This window comes from Candidatus Kuenenia sp. (assembly GCF_027493735.1).
GTDB lineage: Bacteria > Planctomycetota > Brocadiia > Brocadiales > Brocadiaceae > Kuenenia > Kuenenia stuttgartiensis_A.
In genome coordinates this window covers 192,531-214,806 of sequence record NZ_JAOSKF010000018.1, presented here as the reverse complement: position 1 = coordinate 214,806, position 22,276 = coordinate 192,531, and the positions used below count along the sequence as shown (strand labels likewise).

At 39.6% G+C, this 22,276-nt stretch carries 17 protein-coding genes; 7 read left to right on the top strand and 10 right to left on the bottom strand.

Going from position 1 to position 22,276, the window contains the following annotated elements:
• Positions 1-137: 137 nt before the first annotated feature.
• Positions 138-971 (bottom strand): carbon-nitrogen hydrolase family protein, encoded by an 834-nt coding sequence (locus M5U24_RS09405; protein ID WP_298202262.1) that lies wholly within the window; start codon positions 969-971, stop codon positions 138-140.
• A gap of 421 nt (positions 972-1,392) precedes the next feature.
• On the opposite strand from M5U24_RS09405, the gene M5U24_RS09400 reads away from it, so the two are divergent.
• The 7 genes from M5U24_RS09400 to M5U24_RS09370 all read left to right on the top strand — a co-directional run bounded on the left by M5U24_RS09400 (position 1,393) and on the right by M5U24_RS09370 (position 7,804).
• Positions 1,393-2,211 carry a nucleoside phosphorylase gene (locus M5U24_RS09400; RefSeq protein WP_298202260.1) on the top strand — a complete coding sequence of 273 codons (819 nt, stop codon included), beginning with the start codon at positions 1,393-1,395 and terminating at the stop codon, positions 2,209-2,211.
• 133 nt (positions 2,212-2,344) lie between these two features.
• Positions 2,345-2,902: a hypothetical protein gene (locus M5U24_RS09395; protein WP_298202258.1), complete on the top strand. Its 558-nt coding sequence runs from the start codon at positions 2,345-2,347 to the stop codon at positions 2,900-2,902.
• A 114-nt stretch (positions 2,903-3,016) separates the two neighbouring features.
• Positions 3,017-4,213, top strand: a complete 1,197-nt coding sequence (locus M5U24_RS09390; protein WP_164995440.1) for an adenylate/guanylate cyclase domain-containing protein — start codon at positions 3,017-3,019, stop codon at positions 4,211-4,213.
• 291 nt (positions 4,214-4,504) lie between these two features.
• The gene (locus tag M5U24_RS09385; RefSeq protein ID WP_298202257.1) at positions 4,505-4,723 is read left to right on the top strand and encodes a hypothetical protein; all 219 of its coding nucleotides are present in this window, start codon (positions 4,505-4,507) and stop codon (positions 4,721-4,723) included.
• A 179-nt stretch (positions 4,724-4,902) separates the two neighbouring features.
• Positions 4,903-5,055, top strand: a complete 153-nt coding sequence (locus tag M5U24_RS09380) for a hypothetical protein (RefSeq protein WP_157820627.1) — start codon at positions 4,903-4,905, stop codon at positions 5,053-5,055.
• Between the two features lie 553 nt (positions 5,056-5,608).
• Positions 5,609-6,772 (top strand): HEPN domain-containing protein, encoded by a 1,164-nt coding sequence (locus tag M5U24_RS09375; protein WP_157820628.1) that lies wholly within the window; start codon positions 5,609-5,611, stop codon positions 6,770-6,772.
• Positions 6,773-7,009: 237 nt separating this feature from the next.
• Positions 7,010-7,804 carry a DUF6602 domain-containing protein gene (locus M5U24_RS09370; protein ID WP_197705214.1) on the top strand — a complete coding sequence of 265 codons (795 nt, stop codon included), beginning with the start codon at positions 7,010-7,012 and terminating at the stop codon, positions 7,802-7,804.
• A gap of 251 nt (positions 7,805-8,055) precedes the next feature.
• Here M5U24_RS09370 and M5U24_RS09365 read toward each other — a convergent pair whose 3' ends face one another.
• From M5U24_RS09365 to pglX, 9 genes are all read right to left on the bottom strand, one after another.
• Positions 8,056-8,250, bottom strand: coding sequence for a hypothetical protein (locus tag M5U24_RS09365; protein WP_099325972.1), 195 nt, complete (start codon positions 8,248-8,250; stop codon positions 8,056-8,058).
• 224 nt (positions 8,251-8,474) lie between these two features.
• Positions 8,475-8,771, bottom strand: coding sequence for a nucleotidyltransferase domain-containing protein (locus M5U24_RS09360; protein WP_099325974.1), 297 nt, complete (start codon positions 8,769-8,771; stop codon positions 8,475-8,477).
• Positions 8,772-8,861: 90 nt separating this feature from the next.
• Positions 8,862-10,886, bottom strand: a complete 2,025-nt coding sequence (gene brxL, locus M5U24_RS09355; protein ID WP_099325975.1) for a protease Lon-related BREX system protein BrxL — start codon at positions 10,884-10,886, stop codon at positions 8,862-8,864.
• An 11-nt stretch (positions 10,887-10,897) separates the two neighbouring features.
• Complete coding sequence (locus M5U24_RS09350) at positions 10,898-13,456, bottom strand: PglZ domain-containing protein (RefSeq protein ID WP_099325976.1); 2,559 nt, start codon at positions 13,454-13,456, stop codon at positions 10,898-10,900.
• A 15-nt stretch (positions 13,457-13,471) separates the two neighbouring features.
• On the bottom strand, positions 13,472-17,125 hold the full coding sequence (gene brxC / locus M5U24_RS09345; RefSeq protein WP_099325977.1) for a BREX system P-loop protein BrxC: 3,654 nt from the start codon (positions 17,123-17,125) through the stop codon (positions 13,472-13,474).
• A gap of 23 nt (positions 17,126-17,148) precedes the next feature.
• The gene (locus tag M5U24_RS09340; RefSeq protein WP_099325978.1) at positions 17,149-17,526 is read right to left on the bottom strand and encodes a DUF6516 family protein; all 378 of its coding nucleotides are present in this window, start codon (positions 17,524-17,526) and stop codon (positions 17,149-17,151) included.
• The gene (locus M5U24_RS09335; protein ID WP_298202254.1) at positions 17,514-17,813 is read right to left on the bottom strand and encodes a hypothetical protein; all 300 of its coding nucleotides are present in this window, start codon (positions 17,811-17,813) and stop codon (positions 17,514-17,516) included. Before M5U24_RS09335 ends, M5U24_RS09340 begins: the two co-directional genes overlap by 13 nt.
• A 408-nt stretch (positions 17,814-18,221) precedes the next feature.
• Entirely contained in the window at positions 18,222-19,364 is a 1,143-nt protein-coding gene (locus M5U24_RS09330; RefSeq protein ID WP_298202252.1) for a hypothetical protein, read from the bottom strand.
• Positions 19,361-22,270: a BREX-1 system adenine-specific DNA-methyltransferase PglX gene (gene pglX / locus M5U24_RS09325; RefSeq protein WP_298202250.1), complete on the bottom strand. Its 2,910-nt coding sequence runs from the start codon at positions 22,268-22,270 to the stop codon at positions 19,361-19,363. Before pglX ends, M5U24_RS09330 begins: the two co-directional genes overlap by 4 nt.
• Positions 22,271-22,276: the final 6 nt, after the last annotated feature.

Here is a 22,276-nt window from a genome sequence, read left to right as displayed (position 1 = left end):
GTAACAATTTAGTATTTTGAAAAATTCCAACAAATGTAGGGGGCGAAGTATTTGCTATAAATTGTCATAAATGCGTTCATACCCAAACGGGCAAATGCATCGCCCCTACTTTTATGTTAAATTATCCGACTCCTTTATCATGCCTCACCTAAGAAAAATAGTTCGCGGCGAATGTGCTTTAAACAGGGAAGACGTTTTCTCACTTCAACAAGAAACGCAAAATCAATTTCGCAAACAATAACGTCTTCCATGTCCTGGCATTGCGCCATAATACGTCCCCACGGGTCAATGATCATCGTTCTGCCGTAACTGATGCGCTCATCGTTATGCCGTCCGTATTGGGCGGGCGCTACCACATAACACTGGTTTTCGATGGCGCGCGCCCGCAAGAGAATTTCCCAATGATCCTTTCCTGTTTTCATTGTAAATGCGGACGGCGCAAACAAGACTTCCATTCCACGCAGCATCAGCTTGCGAAAAAGCTCCGGGAAACGTAAATCATAGCAAATACACAGCCCCATGATATGCCCGAAAAGTTTTACCGTTTCAATATGTTTCCCATGTTTCACATAATGAGATTCCCTGTAAACAGTCTTGTCATCAAGGTGAAAATCAAACAGATGAATTTTATCATAACTCCCTATTATCACACCAGATTGATCAAAAACCAGGCAGGTGTTCATAACTTTTGCTTTGCTTGTTGATCTGAGCGGAACACTCCCGCCAATAATCGCTACACTATGTTTCATTGAAAATTTTTTGAGAAAATGAACAATCTCCCCGGTTTCTCTCTCTTCCGCGAATGTTATGTTTTCTCTTTCCTGTCCGATAAACGAAAAATTTTCAGGGAGCGCAATCAACCTGGCACCCTTTTGCACTGCCTTTTCCATAAGTACACGTGCTGTGTTCAGGTTCTTATTACGGTCATGTACAGAGCACATTTGAATTGCGGCAATCGACAATATTTCCATAGTAATTGATTTGCTCTACTTAAGTGTTCATATATACTCAAGGGGTCCACAAAGTGTGATTTTAAAAATGCTATAACTATTTATGTCAACAAAAGTTAAATCTAGTCCTGGAAATACCTATTTGTGAACTCTCACAGTATAGTTTGCCTTATACTGCTTTTTACAACCGACAAGAGAATATCACGCAATGAATTGGTAAGGCAAGGATATTCCCTGATGGCTTTGTTGCGCATAATCTCATCCTATCGCCTTATTTTTCTATAGACAAGTTGTTTTTTTTAATGGAAGAATATTGTATACAGTTTTATTTTGGAAGATGTGTTAATTCCTGTTACATTATACCCGATACCTGTTTAAAGAAAATGTTCTGCGGCATAATAAAATACGGCAGAAAATACGATAATTTTTGTATTGGGTAAATATGACAAGAAATTTTACCGGAAATTGGTTTGATAAAGACGATCATTCACGTTGCATAATTTCACCTGTTGATTGTTTAAGCAACGGGCAACCCGACCTGCGAAAATCCGCAAAAATTGGCGAATGTTTGGTGATGTTTGAAACGAAGGCAGGCATCCCTTATGTAAAAAGGAGATTGAAAGCCAAGAAAAATGTTTTTACACTGCCGGGTTTTATCCCTCATCCTGATGTATATAGTGTCGAAGGGAAAAACACTGTTTCTTTTATACAAGGCGGATTTGGCGCTCCTGCCTCCGTATGTACTTTTGAAATAGCGGTGGCGCTGGGGTGTAAATGTCTTTTCGTGTTTGGATTGTGTGGCGGAATAGGAAAAAATCTGGAAGTGGGCGATATTGTAATTCCGACAGAAATTGTCAGAGAAGAAGGCACCTCTTATCATTATGCATCGGCAGAAACAAACGCATTACCCGATAAAGACCTGCTGGATGAGTTGAAAGATTATCTTTGCCAAACCGGGGAAAATAGTGTTATGTATGGCAAAACAGTCAGCACTGACGCAGTATTCAGACAGACAAAGGCCAAAGAACTCTTCTGGAGAAAAAATGGCATTATTGGAGTGGATATGGAAACCTCCGCATTGCTAACGGTAGCCGGATTCCACAAAATACCTGCAATAGGCATGCTTATTGTGTCTGATAAACATAATCTGGAAAACGACGCCCCTTGGAAATGGGGAGGAAATGGTTTTGCAAAAAACCAGTGTAAGGCAATTAATTTATTAGTTGAGTTTGCAAGGAATACCACACGTTTATTAAATTAGGCTGGGTTTTTAAAAGACGAAAACTCAACGGCATTCATTTTTACCTACCTCTCAACCCCAAGAGGGGAATTTTATAAGTCCCCTCTTGGAAGGGAAGGGATGGGGATGGGTTTGTTCATTACGATAACTTTCTATGAAAGATATAGAGTCCCGCTATAAACGTGAAAACAATTCCTATCTCATCGAGATAAAATTAAAAGATATACGCCAGTTATTCAATACGTTTGATCCCGCTCCCTTTAGAGAGAAAGACATGGATGATGACGCGGAAGAATATATTGTTGCTTCCGTTAGAGAATTTCCTCTCGACACACAGCTTAAATTAGTTATTTATTTGCCTGAGAATTCCAGAGAAGAAGCGATACCGTTCATACCGGATGCAATTTGTAGTTATTTTAACTACCGGTTCAATACTTCTAACGAGGAATTGAGCTTTATACTTAAAAGGGGGCGTGTTTCATTGTTAATCGGTATTTTGTTTTTGTTTTTTTGTATCAGCACTGGAGCGGTTATTGACCGTATAGGAGATGGGATGCTGGCGCAAATTATTAAGGAAGGATTGCTCATTAGCGGCTGGGTAGCCATGTGGCGTCCTATTCAAATATTTTTATATGATTGGTGGCCCATACGATACATGAGCAAGTTATATGATAAAATCAGTAAAATGCCGATTGAAATAAGATCCCTCTGAAACCGCAACTTGTGCGTTTCGGCGGGGGTGAATATCCGTTAAAAAAAATAGCAGTATAGTAGAAAGCCTTTTCAAAAGATAATTTTTTACACTTTATCGCAGGGAGTAGAAGAGATGTCTTTTCTAGAAACAAATGATGCACAAGGAGATAGTACTTCGGGGAATAGGGCGCCGGAGCCGAAAGAAAATTGTGACCATGAAAGAATACACGATAAAATAATGGACACTTTATTACAAACCCCAAAGGCGGATGAGGAAAAAGGTGAAAAGGAGACAGTAGAAATCGGGAAAGACGAAACAATTCCGCATGAAGAAACAAAAAATGACAGAGAGGTAGTTCAGGCGCAAGCAGAAAGTGCTCTGGCGTATGTGGAACAAAATGAAGATCCTATGATTGAAGAGTTTGTTGAAAAGGCAAAAGAAGCGATACCAAACATGGGCGAAAAAGCCAAACACCTCCATACCACGCCAAATGACATAGAAAAACTCATCGAACAAAGGGAATATCTGGAAAGCCTCCTCAAGGAAAAATTTACCAAACGCATGACGGTAATGTTTACCGACCTGAAAGGTTCGACTGCCATTGCGGATGCGGAAGGTGATATCGCAAGCCGTACTATTATGAAACAACACAATGACGTCCTTTTCCCTATTATCAAAAAACATGACGGCATACTGGTAAAGACGATGGGAGACGGTACGTTGTCTTATTTTGAAGATGCACAGAAGGCGCTTCGCGCTGCAGTCGAAGCGCAAATAGGTTTTGACATGTACAATATAGAAAAGAAACCCAAAACTCTCCTTCTCGTTACCATGGGTTTGCATACCGGAGATGGCGTAGTGGAAGAAAATGACATTTTCGGGGACGTGGTAAATGTTGCGTCGAGAATTGAATCGGCATCCAATCCGGGAGAGATATACCTTTCTGAAGACACATACAACTCGCTGACAAATAAGTCCGAAATATATACCCGATTTATAAAATCCACTACGTTAAAAGGCAAAAAGGGAGAATTCAGACTTTACAAAGCCTTCTGGGATGAAAAAGAAATCGAATTGGATAAATTCGATACAAAGGAAGAAGAGATTGTTGTTAAAAAACGTTTCCCCTTCGTAAAGGTATCGATGATGGTTTCAATACCGCTCATGATCTCTTATTTGCTCATGCTGGGCGGAGTCATACCCAACCCGTTTATAGCATTAACCGCATCAAAAACAGAACTGCGCTCACTTTCAACAGATATTTCCGATGAATACATAAAAAAGACATCAGAACACACCGTTACTATCATCTTTGATAACGAAGAATGACCTCCGCGGCATAGCCAGAACCAAACAAGCGCAAAGCGCAAAATATGAAAGGTGAAACCAGTAGAGTAGAAACAGATGACGAGGACTTAACAAAACGCTAAATCATTCTGCTATTTACCGTTATATAATCATTGACAACTTTTTTATTCTGGGTAGCATAATAGCGTTAAAAAAGATTGTAACAGCACAATAAAAATAATAAGAGAGATTCATACTCATCTTTTTTGTATGAAAATAATATTCGTATAGTAAAAATAACGTATTTTGATCCTTAATAAATAAGGAGATATTATGATTATTCCTGAAATTAAAAAAATGTCTACCGTTGAACATTTACAGGCGATGGAAGAATTATGGGATGCCTTGTGCCATGAAGAATTCTTTAAGGATTCGGTTGGCCTTTGGCAAGGCGCAGACATTGTAATGCCAAAATTTGCAAAATACGAATATCGAAATACGAAACAAATTCAAATGACAAAAACCCAATGCTCCAAAATTATAATTCATTGAATATGTATAACGTTATGCAGCTTGAAAAACACGCATAAAAAACAAGAAATTGATGGATAGTAGTACGAAATCGAATCTCCTGCATGGCATGAAGAAATTCTTGACAAAAGGAAAAAGAAAATTGAGAGTGGCAAAGCAGAATTCATTTCTATTGAAGAATTAAAAACAAAAACACGTCAATGAATGTAAAGAAAGTGCTTGTCTTAAAAGAAGCGGCAATGGATTTAGAAGAAGGAAGGCTTTTTTATGATAGAAAAGAGAAAGGGATAGGTGATTATTTTTTTAATTGTTTAAAGGGGAGCATCCACTTGACTGTCCCATCCAAATTGTAACCACTTGATAAATAATTAGTTAAGGTACTTTAGGCTGATTGCTCAATTATTTCCGTTAAGTTATATATACTCAATATATTAAGAAATTTTTATGACAGTCAAGTGGATACCCCCTTTGTTTAATTTCTGATCTTGAATCTATCAAACTTTATGCAGGAGTGCATAGTAAGCGTTTTGGCTTTTATCGAATGCTTTCAAAGAGATTTCCGTTTGCCATTTACTATGAAATAGATAAAGAAATCGCTCGTGTTATAGCTATTTTGGACATGAGGCGCAACCCTGCCTGGATTCGTGGAAAACTTTCAGTAAGAAAAATTACATAGTCAATTTTTACAAAAGATATAAAGACTTTATAAAAATTAATATGAAAGGTATTTTAGTTTTACTCACGTTTTACTTAACCAACGGTAAGTATAGATAAATGAATGGTTGCAGGCATAGCAATATTCCCCACTTTCCTTAATTAATACTTAGAAAATTAAAACCCTGCTTCGTCTTTTTTTTACCCATGACTGATTTTGAAACTATTAAGCAAATACTCCAAGAGGTCACTTTGGCAATATCAAATAGAGTTAATGATTCCACCGATTTATGGGATGCTTATTTCGATTGTAACAAGGAAGGTCTCTTTAAAGAACTCGACATGGCAATCTTGGATTGCAAAGAATTAAAGATATTCGAAGATGCCAGTCTCTGTGTGGGTGATATTATTATTTTTTTCAATTTTGAACGTTTACGTGAGTGGTTGGTAATTCATTCGATGAAAACAGATACAAACAAATCTATTTCTGCTATCCAACGACTTTTACTCGGAGAACCCTTTTTTGCTACGGCAGTGCTAGCATTGGCTAGAGTATCACTCCCAAAAACAATTCAGCTTGGGAATAATGTCACCTTATGTGAGTTTTCTTCCAATGAATTTCTCAATCAATCTAAAGACGAAAATATTGAGCACCATGAGATTGACGTTCATCATATTAGTGCCGCAATCACTGTTGAATTCGAGCATCCGGTACATTTGGGACCACGCGGGCATTATAGACCTTCTATTTATATGGGCATGGTAGATGAATTTTTTTATGCGCTGCAAAAAGCCTATCGCGCCTTGTTGATTCTTGGCATTGTTCGACCACAACCACCTGCATTGGTTGGTCACGCGATCTTTGTTCCTTTGGATTTTCCCGGGGCATATAGCAAAAACCTTCACCATTCGGTAAAAATTGATTCATACTGGCCTCGACTTGAATTTAACGATGATGAGTGCTCTTTGGCAAAGTCCCTCTTTGAGTCTTTTGAAAATCTTAGTCCAAATCTTAGGGACTCGCTCTTTATACCAATGAGTCGGTTAAGATCAGCAATGACCGAGTTCAAAGACTTTGCAGATGCTGCTATTGACTTGGGCATTGCTCTTGAATCAATATTGATAAAATCTGACGAATCTACAGAAATTACTTATCGAATATCCATGAGAGGTGCACGTTTATTGGGTAAGACACTTGATGAACGACTCGATCTCAAAAAAAAACTAACTAAAATTTATGGAATGCGATCTAAGGCTGCTCATCGCGGTATAGTGCAATCAAAGTCTATAGATAAGGAAGTATTACTTTTAAGGGAAGGATTTAATCTAACGGCAAAAGCAATTCAAATTGTACTCACCAATAAACTTTATACCGACAAAGACCTTGATTCACTCTTATTACAATCAGAATCTTAATACAGGAATAGTGAATATTTTCTATATCTATTACACTATGATAATTAATAAAATGTTCATTATCTGGATTTATTATGTACTTCTGCCTATATAAAAATTGTTTTAAATTTTTTTATTCTTTTAATGGCAATACATTAAACTTTTATATTTATTCTCAATGTTTTTACAAAAGATGTATTATTAAAATTCAATATGAAACGTTCTTTTAAGCATTCTCCGAACACTAAAAACCAAATTATGCACCAAGAAGAAAAAGCAATCCTTTTGTCTGTAGATCGTGCCCTTTCCTCCTCATCAAATTCACAAACGATCGGAAGTAATGGCGAATTACCACTAATTCAATTTTTCAATCGTTACTTACCTCTTACATTAAAAGCTACTACTGGATACTTTATCACGCCATCAGGAATATTATCGCCACAAATTGATATTATAATATTTGATTCAAGATACCCATTGCTTTCTGAAAACACCGATGGATCCGTTTTAACCATGCTTCATTCAGTAATTGCGTGCATAGAAGTTAAAACGAATCTCAAATCAAGTGATATTAAGAAAGCATGGACAAATAGCATCAAAATAATGCAATTGGCATCGGAAATAGAAGGATACGGAACAATTTATGGTTGGCAATCAATCCTTAATAGTTTAATTGCTTATCGTTGCAGACAAACATTAGATACTATTAAAAACGTATTTAAATCCTTACGTACAAATCCTCGTTCAAATCTATTAACAAATTTCTCGATAGAAATTTTACGTATCCCTGAAAAGAAACAATCTAATAAATTCGAATTTGGTGGGTCGTTGCACTTTGAACCATATAAAAATTCAAATAAAGATAGTGCTTTTGTTGAGTTTTTACCTACTTTTGCTAAAAGCTATTCACCTCTTTCAGATTTTTACTATCGCACAGTTTATGATTGTTATTACACATTAGGTCGGAGGAATTATTCATACAATGAAATTGGATGGCATTTCACAAAATATATGTCATGGGCAACTGCTTCAGTAAATTTAATAAATAAATGAACTGTGACCAAATTGTGACCGAACCCTGCGGAATCGAAAGGAATGAGAAGGAACTAGCAGAAAAATTTCTATGTTGTAAGGTTTTATGTTATAAATAATTACAGTCGTAACAGACACAAAGCCAGTTGGTTATAAAAAATGCTAAAAATGACCTTTAAAGAAATGGGGTTCAAGAGGTCGTGGGTTCAAATCCCGCCACCCCGACCAATAAAATCAAAGGTTTCAGAAATTTGCCACTCTCTTCTTACTCCCTAATAAGGGATTGCCATATGTCTTTGCAATTGTTTATGCCAGCCTTCTCCTTCCGGCCAGTTCTTGTCAACCGCAATAGCGATCCGTTCAAAAATCTTTTCGATACCACAATAGAAATCATGAAGAATGCTTCCCGCAGCCCGTGTTTCAATAGAACCGGGATTTTCAGGTAACTCACGGATTAGTTCTTCCATCTCTTGTATGATCCTTTTGCAGATTTTAGAGTTATATAGCCAAACAAATATGATTTTAGGAATTTGGCAATAAAATGGCTTTCTAAAAAACAGATTTATTTGACTAAGCATACTATACAAGCACGCCCCTTAATTCCCTCTTTACAGCTGGGGACTGGGAGGTGTAAATTTTTCGAAAACCTTATTTGTTTGACTATATTTCAATGTCCTTCTTCAGTCGTTCCCTATCCGTAAACAAGTTCCCCTTCCTTTATTGTTTTTCCCTTTAAACTTTCAAAGGCATCTTCAAATGGAATAAGATTAATTTCGACACCGGGGGGCAGGAGGTTGTTCAATTCCGACAGCGCTTTTATATAAAACTCAGAAGGCAACCCTTCGGCAACCAAATCAATATCATACCTTTCATGGACAATACCATCTACAAGCGATCCTATAAGGAAGACTTTTTTAAACTGATATTTGTTAATGAGTATTGCAATACATTTATTTGCCAATAATTTTAATTCTTCTTTTTTACGCATTGAGTTCGTTATGGCAATAGAAAAGTGTAATTAGAAGGACAATTCATGAAGAAACACCGTTCTTTATATCCGTGATAAGAATACTTTCTGCTAATCATCCATAACCTTCTGCGCAGCAACCATAGGTTCTCCATAAAATATCGGGTCCACTCTTTCTACAACATCCGCCGGTACATCAAAGAAGTGGCGTTTGTTTTCTATGGGAATACAAGCCCTTCTTGCTCCGTTATCCATACCTACTTGCAGTGGCTCATTCAAAGACGGTAAAGGCTTAATATTGCCCTGAATACTTAAGTCTCCGAGCACCAATGTTGCCGACCTTAATGGTCGTTTTTTCAAGGCAGAATACATTGCAACAAAGAAGGCAACGCCTATCTGACAATCAATATTTGTATTTAGTAAGTCTACACCTTCCACATGAAAATCTGTTGTATCTATATCTCTTCCAATTCCGAACTCAACTTTATGGCTTTTAAGATAATCAAAAGCCCTTGATAGGGAGTCTTTCATCGACTTGCTCAGTCCTCCTGAACTTTTTAGCTTTCCCGTACCGGCCGATATACCTACCTCTATTCGATAGAGTGCTGCTCTACCATCAGTGCCGACAAATGTCGTATATGCGCTTCCCGGTGGTAACGGATCTGTGGAGATAAGATCACGTCCCCCTTCTTCTGGAACACCGACAAACCGCTCTTCCCGTATCTCCTGATCGATATATGAAAAGCTGGTATGGCTATACTCATAAGAGAGCATTTTCTTCAATTGCTCTTTTACCCGACGCCTGCATTCCAATGCAATTTTCAGGTACTCTTCTAATTCTTCTTTAATGAATTCCCCGTTAGGGTGTAGCAGTTTAAGAAAGCCTGATACTGTCTTTCGTACAGCTTTGGAATCTCTGGCATTAAGGTGGGTTCCCAGAGCGAAGTATTTATCAACGGATTCTGTGAAATTCGCCTTGCGGAGTTCTCTGAACGCTTCAGCGAGGTAATCAACCACAAAGCCATAGTGATCAGTGAACATCTCCGCGGACATCTTTGCTATTTCCCACCCTGGAAGATAGAAATGCAATCTATCTATTAAGGCCGGATCTTTGAGTCCGTCAGGAAATGGTTGAAATAGATGGCTCGATTTGACTAGAATGTCAACTGGCTGATTAATGTTTCCTAACATACAAACACTTGCTTTTGCAGATATCTCTTCCCGGCCACGACTGAAAGAGCCAGATTCAAGATAATCCTTCATGATATCCACGACATAGTTATCATCAAGGTTAATCCCGCCTACCTCATCAAACGCAACCACATCCCAAAGTCCTACCAACCCAACCTTTCTGGTGCTCATGTTGTAAAACATGTTTGCTACCGTTGTTTTTCCGCCACTAATTAAAATGGCATAGGGTGTTGTCTCTCTGTATACAAAGGACTTCCCTGTACCTCGTGGCCCTAATTCAACAAAATTATAGTTTGTTTCGACCATCGGGATGAGTCTTGATAAGTAGAGCCGCTTAATACGTTTGTCCATTCCCGCTGGTTCCAGGCCTATAGAACGAATCAGAAGATCAATCCATTCTTCTGTTGTGAACCCGGAACGCCCAGCCAGATACTCATTGTGATCATACGAAGCAAGCTGAATCGGATTAATTTTCGTTATCCAGAAAGGACTTCTTTTACCCCTCTGTTCCTCATCGTAGCGATAAATCATTTCAACCTGTGCCCAGATACCGCCTTCAAGAAGCCGTTCATATTGTTTTACAAAGTTATCTGGAATATGGATTTGAGTATTGCTGAAATTCACAAGCTCTGCCCAGTATTTATCCTCGCTGGCGAGAAGCCGGACTTTTACCTTATCAATGAAGGTGTAGCTCCCCTTCTCTTTTACCCATGATTGTGCCTTATTAGCTTCATCTGGATTAATGAAGTTTTTTGCCAGAGTATTATTAACCAGGCGTAGCCCTGACTCAATTGCCTGTGTGTCGTCTGTTGCGCAGTATTTTCCCAGCAAAAACTCAAGCACATAGACAGGCACATTCGCGCCAACCTTCACCTTCCTTACGAGGTCTTTGCGAACAACTTTACCTCCAAAAAACTCATTTGTTTTTTTGTCAAGGATTGCCATGTGTATTCCCTCTAAATAATTAGGTTGACTACTATATTTTCTAGCCGCGCAAGTTCCACCAATGTTTCAGCATCCACTAAAACCAAATATAGAACATTCTGAGCAGGTTCTCCCGTAAGCATTATTGTCACGAGGTTTGGTTTGTTCTGTTCCAAAATGATGTCCTTTGTTCCATCTTCGTATCCATATACTGCATGAACTGCCTCACCTACATCATTCTTGCCAGATTTTACCGCCACTCGTACCCGTTTCTTTGTTTCCGAAGTTCCCAGAAGTTTCCGTTTAGCAGGCGATTTCCAAACAAGCTGTACAGAGAAAAGCCTGTTCGTGATTTTTGCTTTTTCCAAAATTATCTTGATTTCTGGCGCCGTTGGTAACGGTACAACTTCAGTTTTAGTGATTTTGATGATTGGAACAACCATCTCTTGTAACGATATTCCGCCATGGAAATACGGATTCTCTGGTCCTTTAACCATAAAACATGCGATTCTACGTGGGAATACCAAATCGTAATTGCCAGAGAGTCCAACATCGCTTTCTTTAAAACGTATATACGCATTACTTGCCTGTCCGCCATTCCCAATCCATGCTCTACGATGAAGTGCGAGTTCTTCTCCGCCTGGTTTCTGTATCTTATTGCTTGGTTCGATTTCGTCTAGAAATATATAACCATGATCAGCAGTAACTATAAAGGTATCAACACCCAGTACCGATAAATTCACTATGGCTCTGCGAATCTGCTCTAAAATGTCCTGCATGGTTCGATGTGCCAGCGTTGTATTCCCCCGTTCACATATCTCATCGATTTCCTGTGAAGTAACCAATATAAAATTGCTTGCGGCAATCTGATCTTTAAGTTTTTTACGTGGTTTCTGAAGCGCCTCAATTTTTACCTCAACAACTTGTCCTTTTAAGTTTTTTGTCAGATAGTTTACTCTATCCTGCCGCGTAGTAATTATAGTATCACCGCACCTAACCGCCAATTTACCTTTGTTCTCCAGAATAGCAAAGTTTTCTTCTGCACCGGGGAGAAGGGATGCCATTCCCATTTCCGTAATTCCTGGGATTGTTGCGATAGCCGGTTTCAATTCGCTGTGAAAATCTGGCCCAAATCCCGATACAAGTTCCGCGGCCATTTCATAGCGCAGTGCATCTACCCAGATATATGCTATCTTATGCTTACCAACTAGTGGCTTAACTTCCCTGCTAAAAGTATCGCGTTGAAGTTGAAAACCAAAGCCAAATTCCGGGAATTCTGAATCCTGTAAAAATTCTGCCAGATCACCAGCCATGTTTGTATAAAATTGCCGTGCTTTGGCAATGACCTTTTCAATTGGGCTGTTTTCGTCCGAGAGATCTATATTATATCGCTCATATCTATGTTCCAGTTCACGATGAAACCTATCCAACTCATACCATGGTAAAGTAGTTCTGCAATAATTCTTAATCAAGTCTTTGGGTAAATATTTTTTACCTTTAAGTTCTTTTTTTATATCCCCGGTTTTGATACAAATACTAACGACGGTCTCCAGGATACTCCATTTCAACATAAGCGTTTCTTCGGTACGCGGCCAAAATGAATCTTTTTGCGCATCAACTAATTGAGTAGCTTGAAGTAAAGCATTTTCTAAAATGAGTTTACAAGCCCAATCTATTAGCTTGCTTTCTGTTGATAAAAATGTCTGGGATTTGACAAGCTTTTCAGGTGGGATAGAGAATGCCGCAACATTGCATTTCTGATCAACCATCTTTGACACGTCAACATAAGAATCCTTATGCTCAATATCGCTTCGCCATCGCTGGGCAAGTTTTGATGTATTTTGCTTATGCGATTCCAGTGAAGGAATGTCCATTTGTGATATTACTGATGGAATGCCATCATCATCAATGTTGTTTACTAAATCTCCTAGCAATACATACCGAACGAACCTTTCCCTGGTCTTGTCAGGAATCTTATCTGTCGTGTCAAAGCCGAATGAGTTTTTGAGAATTGCCTGAAGTTCCTGTATTGCGTTTTTTTTGACGATATTGTCATCAATTTCCGGTTTTGTTAGAAATAGGTAAGCAATCTCTACCGGATCAATACTTCCGAAGATCAATTTTACCGTTCCTGATCCAATCTCAGCTCCATGTTCAGCGATACCCTCTACATCATCATAGGTCAGACTACCGGATGCAATCTGTTTGCAGATATTTTCTGCTGCATCTGGCATTATGGGCTTAAGCACTGCACGTGCTACAACCTCAAGGCGGGTATTCTGATTTATAGACGGATGACCCGGCTCAAGCACACAGCCGGCTTTCTCTATTTCTATAAGGGCGTTGTCAGTCTCGCTCCTTTCTTTCGCGACATAAACCAGTATTTTTGGTGGTGTTATTCCATCAAGCATCGGTTCTAACTGGTATTTGAGTTCAAAGAAGCTATCGTTAAAGTTGAACAGTTTTGCACCAGTGTTGAGTGTTTTAACGATCCCCTGATAGTGTTTCTCCGGATCATACCATACCACTATTCCGAAATCCTTCACCTGCTTTGTTATGAGTTCTTGAAGGTAATCGGTAATCTTACCCATGGCGTTACCTCCATTTTATTGGAACGATATTTTGTATCCTTCGGCCAGCATTTTCATCATCTTTTCCTTAAGTTTTTGCAATGCAATTTCAACGTCTTCTTCTTTCTCAATATATCCTGATATAATTTCGGACGCCCGCAGATATTCGATTTTGCCAGAATCGGTAAGTTTCTCTATCTGTCGGGCAGCATTATCCTTCATACCCTGAATTGCAAGCAGGTCAGAATCCATCTGATCAATTGTTGCCCTGCATTTTTCACAAGCGCAGGTATCTTTGAGCATCGCTTTCTCGCAACAACGTTCGATAAAGGGTGCCAACAATATATTTTGCTCTTCCTCACTCAGGAGAGCAAAATTAACATGCCCTTTGACAGATTCGATTGCCTTTTCAACCCTTTCTTTGCGATGATCATGCTTCTCGCTATAAGCTTTTATGTATACTGCATAGATCCCCTGCGTATTTAATCTGATAGCTTCAAGTTTATCATAGAAGTTTTCCGAATTGAGTGCAATTCTAAGCGCTTCTGCCTTCTCATAAACTTCACCATCCAGTCCCAATTTTTCCAACATTGGTATTATTGTGGAGAGAGCAGCTTTGGCATTTTGGACGTTTTTCATATCTTCATCAGACATGACATCTGCAAGACGGCGTATTTTCTCTCTTAATTCCTTGTAGGACATGCCCTCCCCGGCAAGTATCTTTACGCAGTCGTCAATGTCACTGTTCAATACACTGTCTATAGTCTGCCTGAATTCGCTCAGTGTATCTTTAACCGGAAGCCCAAGAGCACTGACCTGAACCTGAAGCGGCAGGAGTATTTCTTTGTCATCTTTTGCTAACTCCTTAAATGCGGATGCGATTGCTTCTTCTTCGATGTTTACTTCATTTCCGGTTATTTCCTCATAGTGCTTTGCTGCATCTGCACGCATTTTAAGATCAAGCGTTTCGCGGGGTGCAAACGTCGCTGACTTGAATGCGCGATTGCTGATAAACGGTAATCGTGCATCAGGGTCACTATATCCCCTGTGCCTTACAGCCTGATGGGTTACCTCAATGGCGCCTCCACGAAAAAGCACTGCAAGCACCAGACGGAGAATGTCGCCTTCCCAGCCATAATCAAATCCCCGAAAATGCTCTTCCAATGAATTTCCTGTGACCTTAGTACCATACGAGTGTTCATTTTTAATATAGTTGAGAATCTCCTGCGCAATTTCAGCGTTTATGTTCGGTTGATATTTGTTATCGTGTTTTACCACGAGATTAAGCCCGTCGTCTTTATCATAAAAGATAGATGGCAGTCCTTTTAGATTAGCCGCGGTCAGTATCTTTTCAGGTTCATCTCCCTTAATTTTCCGGGTACCCATTTCCAATTTTGGGTAGAGTTCCGGCACTGCGGCATCCAACATCCCTGTAATTATTTCTGAGATGGAATTTCCCAACTCGCTTCCATCTTTTTCTACACCTCTGAATAACCCGGAGCCTGATTCTATAACTTTTGTGATTTTACTCCGTAAATCCTGATGGATGCGGTTTTCCCGCTGTTTCTCATCCTCCAAACATGCACTTTGCTCCGGAGAAATTTGATTGTGTGCGCGAATCCTGGAGTAAGTAGCGATCATCTCATTAGACCTGTACTTCTCCTCGATAAGGCGATAGATATCCTCATTTACCGAAAACACCCAAAATATTTCGTTGTTGTGTGAATCTTGCCGGCTTTGCACACGCAACTGCTGGTTTTTCTCTTTGAAATCGTTTTCGTTGTCTGCGATATAGATTGATAACGGTATATCCCCCTCTTCGACTTTCTCGCCGTCTATAAAGAGGCCTACCCTGAAAGTCCTCATGCCCTTGTAGCTGTATGTGCGGGTCTTTGGGGCGCTGAATATTTCCTTTATACTCTCCTGCTTAATGATGTTCCTCTGTTTTGGTTTTGGAGATAAACTTGCCCGCTCTGTGTCCCAGTTTTTCTCCTGGACTGTGAGCAGTTTGTAGCCTTCCTCTGATGCCCTTATTATTTGCGCCTTCTCCAGTTCTGTGATAGCGTCCTTTACGTCACTCAGAATGGACCCTGAATTAACCGAAGGATGCAAAACAACAGCGATGTTGTGCGCTGTTCTGGGTAGGTTTTTTACTGCTTCCAGGAGTGTAATAGCTTTGGTTACCTTAAGTGCCATCTCGTTGTTGTGGATGTGCCTGGCAACACTGTCCACTTCCCGGGTTACTTCCACAGGCAAAAGGCTTCCTGCGTAGAGTAGCTCATACACCTTGTCCAGAGTCACCAGATTACCTATCTCCTGATCAGCGAGATTTGTCCTTGGATGGATAAGCATTTCCTGTGCTTGCTTTATAATTGTTCGGTTACTGCCGCCTATATGCTTCTGTGCCCCGCGTTTTTGTCTGAGTCCTGCGACTATGTCAATACACAGCTCTATTTGATAGGGTAAATACGGATAGAGGTTAATAAAATCTTCTTTTGTAATAGTAGTGTTCCTGCTTGTACGTTCCAGCTTGCAATAGGTCTTGAGATGCCCCTCATTTTTGTCAAATAACTCACAGAGACTCTCATATCCTTTATCTTTCTTTTCAAGGACGCGTTTTGCTGTAACTTCCTGGATATTGGATTGCTTAAGGTCTATTGGAATGGGGAATCGGTCTTGCAGACGTGCAAGCTCAATAATCCTCCCCCCCATTGCATCCACGACCTCATTCAGCTTCTCCTGTGATGTTACCACGATCCAACACGGTGCGACAATTTGCTTCGCCTTAAACCTGTTTTTGCTTTCCCTGCCAAATGCCTGTACCACTGCCTGTAGATCCAACATCTTCTGGACACTTCGGGATACATACTGTCCTACTTCATCAATAATAAATACCAATCCAGCGCCGGGTTTGCGTTTGGCCATAAGCTCAAAGGCACGCTCCGCGAGTTTATTGGGTGTGATGTCAGCCCTGCCGATGAAGTTTCCGGAATCTTTCTTTATCCCAAGAGAATTTGACCAGCTATCTTCCCGTGGGAAGACGTTCGGCATCATCTTGTACAGGATAGCGCTGGCCTCAGAGATTCCCATTGCCATATCCCGTTCCTCTTCCCATGTAGCCGGGCTATACTCTTTGTTGAAGAGAGAGACGAATTCCTTAAGTCTGCCTTTGGCTTCCAGGGTGATTTCAAGCTCCGCCAGATCAAAATCCTCGGCATATCCCAATTCTCTCAGCAGGGCTTTATACATTATTTCCGTGATCTGCTCATTGGCGGTGCGTACGCCGCGGTCCATGGCGACGTCAAAGATTATGGCGTGAATTGTGAAGCGGGAGTTGATGTTCTGGAGAAAATTGGTGATTTGCTTATCCTGGACGTTCTCTATAAACCATTGGGAAGCACTCTGTGTTATGATTTTGCGGTTTGCCAGTGTGTAGCCAAGTATCTTGGCAAAGGATGATTTACCAGAACCGAAAAACCCTGACACCCAGATACCAATACCTTCATGTGGTTCTGAAGGGTATTCAGCAACAGCATTGTACACCTGGCAGAAATGGTCTTTGATGTCCGGGGTTGCCACGTATTCCTGTATTTCATTTTTAACAGTTCCCTCGTCATGCTGGTCTACCTTTATTACCTCTTCTATCTTACGATAAATATCTTTCCGAAACAGGTCTTTAATTATTTGCATAGCTATCATGCCTTTATATTAAATTACTTTGCAAAGGATCTTACTATCTCGTTTATGACTTCTGTAATATCTACATTTTTGGAAGGTAAAACTTCATTTTGAATATGCTTGTGATGTGGATAGGTTTCAATTTCTGTATAATGTTCTGCATTATCATATCTAAAAATTAATTTCTTGTCATGAGCCTGATAATGATAGGAATAAGCCAGTCTTTTTAAAGCGGGGATAGCAATAAAGTACTCTTTAAAATGCAGTTCACTTTTATCAGCAAATATAATCTCTCCTTTGACATACAATGCAGCATCGCCTCTATTTTCCGACTGAACATTGGTAAGGAGTTTAAACGGCACATTACTGAGAAATTTATCCAATTGAGCAAGATACTCTTTTATGACTGACATATCTCAATGTTTTCAATTATTGACAATTTCTGTTTAAGTTCATTTACAAGTTTTTCTTCTGCCCACCAGTTAAAGGTATCATCATCCTCTTCAATTTCCCTATTTCTGAACTTTTCAATGAAGACACTTGTAGAAATTCCGTATTTCTCTTCATATTTTTTTATTTTTGATACTGACATTTCTAAGGCAAATTTTATTCTTCTTTTTTCCTCTTCCAGCCCTCCGGCCAGAAGTTCCCTAATTGTTTCTGCTTCACCTGAAATACTTTTTACATTTAAAGTAACCATATCATATTCACCTCTAAATAATTTTCATTTATTCACTACAATTCATTGGCTCTGCATGGCAGGACAATAAATGCACAACTAAAAACAGTCACAAATATGTCATTTGTGACTATCTATTATAATGTTTTCTATAAAAATTTGTGTAAGAAATGGAGAAGAGAGAGAATAAAAGTTTTTGTAATTTAGTTTTTTAAAATCAAGGACATAAAAACAATGTAGCCCCGTTAGGGCGATCCCTTTGTATATGATTGAGGAAAACAGGTCGCTCCTATACTGTTAGGCTCATCTTGCTACAAACAGGTTGCCTACGGAGTTTATAGGTAATACTTTTCAAAAGACTAAAGGTTACAAGTTTTTGATATTTGTTTTTTCCCCCTTTTCCCCTACTTCACCATTCCCCACTTTTTATTATTCATAACCATGCGCTATAGCAAGGGATTTGTCCTTTTTGCATTTTGCTTTAACTCTTTCCGACCAATACTTCATTGCAATATGTGCCCAGTCATATTTACCAGATTCCAAATCTTTCCAGTATTTTGGAGGCTCGCTCCATGGTATCACAGTATGAAGCGGTGCCATGTTTAATATCACTCCATCGTCAAAGTTTGGATCGTAGCCCATCTTTGCAACCTTCTCCAGTTCCTCTTTGAACTCTGTTATCTCCTGCCTTAATTCATCTAGCTTTTCCAGTTCCTTTTCATAGGTTAGCTTATCTCTTCCGTCAGTATTTACGACCTTTTGAGATACCTCTAAAATCTGGCTGGAAATAAGGTTTAGCTTTGGCTCAACGTAGTTCCGTAATATTTTAAAAAGGGTGTCGTTATCCAATTTGTGATAATAGAGCCAAATTCCATAGTTTTTCTTTTTCGTTTGGAGAAGCCAATATATCGGTGCTTTGCGACGACTCTTTGAGTATCTTTTGATATGAAAGTCAAAGAATCTCTTTGGTTGCCTGAAATAGTCACGAAGGCTTTTTACATCAAGAATCTCCAATATCTCCCGCTCTCGTTCGTCCGCATGTTCACCATAGATTAAAACCAACACTTCATGCACTTTTTTTACAATATCATTGCTGTGTCCTTCATCATCAACTAAAATGCCGTTCCAATCAACCTGTATCGGGTAATCTTTGTCAGCAATAGTGGGATTTGGCACGTCCGTTGGAACATCAAGCACATTAACCCGCCTTTTTAGCCATGCTTCACTGACGATACTCCCCAAAGTCGCAGGATAACCATCTGGAGAGAGGAGCATTCCCGGTGAGCATACAGGTAGCGGATCAAATGGGTTTGCGAGTTTTGGAATGAGTGATTTATCTAAAGCCATCCGCACATCCCAACGACCAAAGACGGCACCAATGCACCACATAAGCAGATTTTGAACACGATCAACAATGCTTTCGGAAATGATCTCTTCTTCAGTTTCAGCTTTGTCTGATTCCTTTTCCACTTCATCTTGTACTTGAATAGTTTGTCCTAATTCGTGTTCAATAATTCTGCGATCAGTAAAATCAATATCATATAAGTCATAGATAATATTATTGACTTTCAACTGTATACAGACAATTTCATTATTTTTTTGATTTCTTTCTCTTGAATATCTTCACTCGTTTCTGATAAAGGGATGTTAATCAATCTAAGTAGAGGTGGAACTAAAAAAACATGAGTTGTTTCATCGCCGTAATAAAGTGATTGTTGACAATTAACGATTTTTAACGACAATTCTGTTAATTTATCGACATTGGGTTTCTTAACTGGTATTCTCTGCACTTGACCAACTTCATAACCATGTTGAGCTCTTAGCATCATAATAAACTTCTCAGTCAAGGTACTATTAAAAAAACCCAAAGCATTTAATAATCCAAATTCTGAGAAAATCGCTATTCCTTTATGGCTAAAAATACAACCTGCGTTCATCTCTCTTGAATTGAAACGTCTATTTACTAATGGATATGTCAATCCAGAACGAAAGTAATAATCTGGATTTCTAATTACTGAACCTGCAAACAAATACAGTTCTCTACCTTTATATTTATAATTTACTACCAAATGAATATCTGAATAATATGGAGAATACTCTCCACCCTTAACAAAAGTTGCCCATCTTTTATTTGTTGTCTGTTCTACGAAAATAGTTTGCTGCTCAGAAATATTTTCGTCTTTCACATTTAACCAATCAGCCCATTTTATTGCGTTAATATCTGTTGGTTTTACTTCCCAGTTTGCACGAACAAAACGAAAATCATCAGCAGTTGCAAGCCCTTGTTTTACTGTTCCACCATTTCCTTCAAATGGTGGAAACTCCTTAAACTTATTCCTGATCCTATCGCAGACCCAATAGGAGAAAGGTGTATTCGGCACAAGGGAAAATGAGTCCAATTGTATATCAAAACGTTTCTCGCTTTGAGCATTCTGTATAGCTTCCAACAACTTTTCGCCTTTAGCATCAACATCATCCTTTAGTAATCTAAAGAAAATTGCTTTTCTTCCGGTTGCGGGAGTTTTCTCGATTGTATAAGCGGCTGTTTCAACCATCGCCTCCAAGACACCGAAACCAAAATCTGCAACGGCATGTAAACTTGATTCCTTCATCAGTATCTCTTCTCTCCACTTTGTAAAGCTAGAAAGGAAAAAGCCTGTCCTGCTTGAGATAATCCCAATAAAGCCTTTATCATGAAGCAATTGAAGGATCCGCTCTACAAATGCGGCATAAACATCATTTTTGGTTCGGGGGTATGTCTTGTCAATATATCCCCTAGACGGTAAGCTTGCTGCTCCAAACGGTGGATTCATCAAGACAACATCAAAGCGATTCTGCAACACTTCTACAAACTGAAACCCCCTGATTGATTCCTCTGCAAACAGCCGTCTGCTATAACCGTGATTTTCTGCTTTAACTTTCTCCGCATAATCTCTCAGGGCAGAAAAAACCTTCTCCTCTGCCTCTTTGAAGAAATCCTCATCTTTTATCTCTGATAAGGAGAGCGATAATTGCCTGGGCTCTGATTTTCCAAAAAGGGGCACTTGAACCGGCTTCAGCGGGCCTTCCCATTTTCGCTTTGCCTCTTGTATTGCTGCTCTCAACTCCTGCTCTATTTGTAATAATGAGCCTGCCTCACCAGCAAGCTTCATCTTTTCCCATACATTTCTCACCAGATCACCCAAAAGGGCAGGTTTTAGCGTGGAGACAAAATCCTCAAAAAGCTTCTGGTTACCTGGCATTGGTTCCGCACAAATAAAGTGTGCATTCCTTACTCTTGGTCTGTCTTCCCTGCGTATCTTGACCCACTCCCTCTGCGCCCTGAGCCAGAGGGCAAGGGCGGCAATCTGAATTGCTCTCAGGTCAATGTCTATGCCATAGAGGTTATTTTCGAGTATCAGGCGAGGGATCTCACGCTCAAATGCATCTTTATCAGGATAATCTTTCTGTAATGCTATTCCCAGGTCTTTATCGTCATAAGCCTCTCTGTATATAATCATCAGCAGGTTAAATACATACAGCAGAAAATGCCCGCTACCGCATGCCGGATCAAGTATCTTTAGCAATCGCGGGTCTTTTTTCTCACGGAAAGGAACCTGAAAGCTATCTGCTTGTGCAGCCGGTTTTTCATCCCTCTGAAGGAATACCTCATTCCTGGGCTTGACCATATATTCGCAGTATTCTGAAAGCCTGGTATTCCCCTGCATAATCTCATACCACATCCTGCCGAGGGTATTATCAGTGAGAAACTGCACAACGTATCTTGGCGTATAGAATTGATTGCGGAATGCCAGTTCCCAGGAATTGCGTGGTGCAGAGCTTTCAGCCCTTGCCTGCTCCCTGATCTCTTTTGGCGTGAAATATTGATAAATCCACCCGATGGTTTCATCAAAATCCCATATATTGTCAATCTCCGGATTATTTATGATTTCTAAAACAGCCTTTAATGCCCGCGGTCTTGGAAATACATAAGATGAAAGGTCTTCCTGGTCAAAGAGGACTTTAATCTCCTCTGCAACTTCTCTGCATTGGTACAAAATATAATCCTGGTAAGCAATGTCTATGTCATCAAGCTGTGATAAATCAGTCTTTTTTAACACATCCACCACGTAGTGGACGAAACCATTGGATTTGCTGCCGCGGGAAACAGTCTCCCGGATGACCTTTCTCCGCTCCATGAGTTTCAAGGCCACAAGACGGTTCAGGTGGGTAAATGTCAAACCAAGTATCAATCTTTCCACAGCTTCATGTCTCTTGCTTCCGGCCACAGTTTCCCGCTCAATGACGTATGCAAATCCTTCACGGGCTTTTATTACGTTCTGATCATCTTTGATTTGTGGCAAGCGGGAGATATCTTCGATAGTTCCATCTTTGTGCAGTCCAAATGCACCTTCAAGTAACTCACCTATCTCCTTTAAAAGCGCTTTACGCGCATCCTGCACCATCTTTTTTATTTTATTACGGATTTCTTTATCCACCAGAAT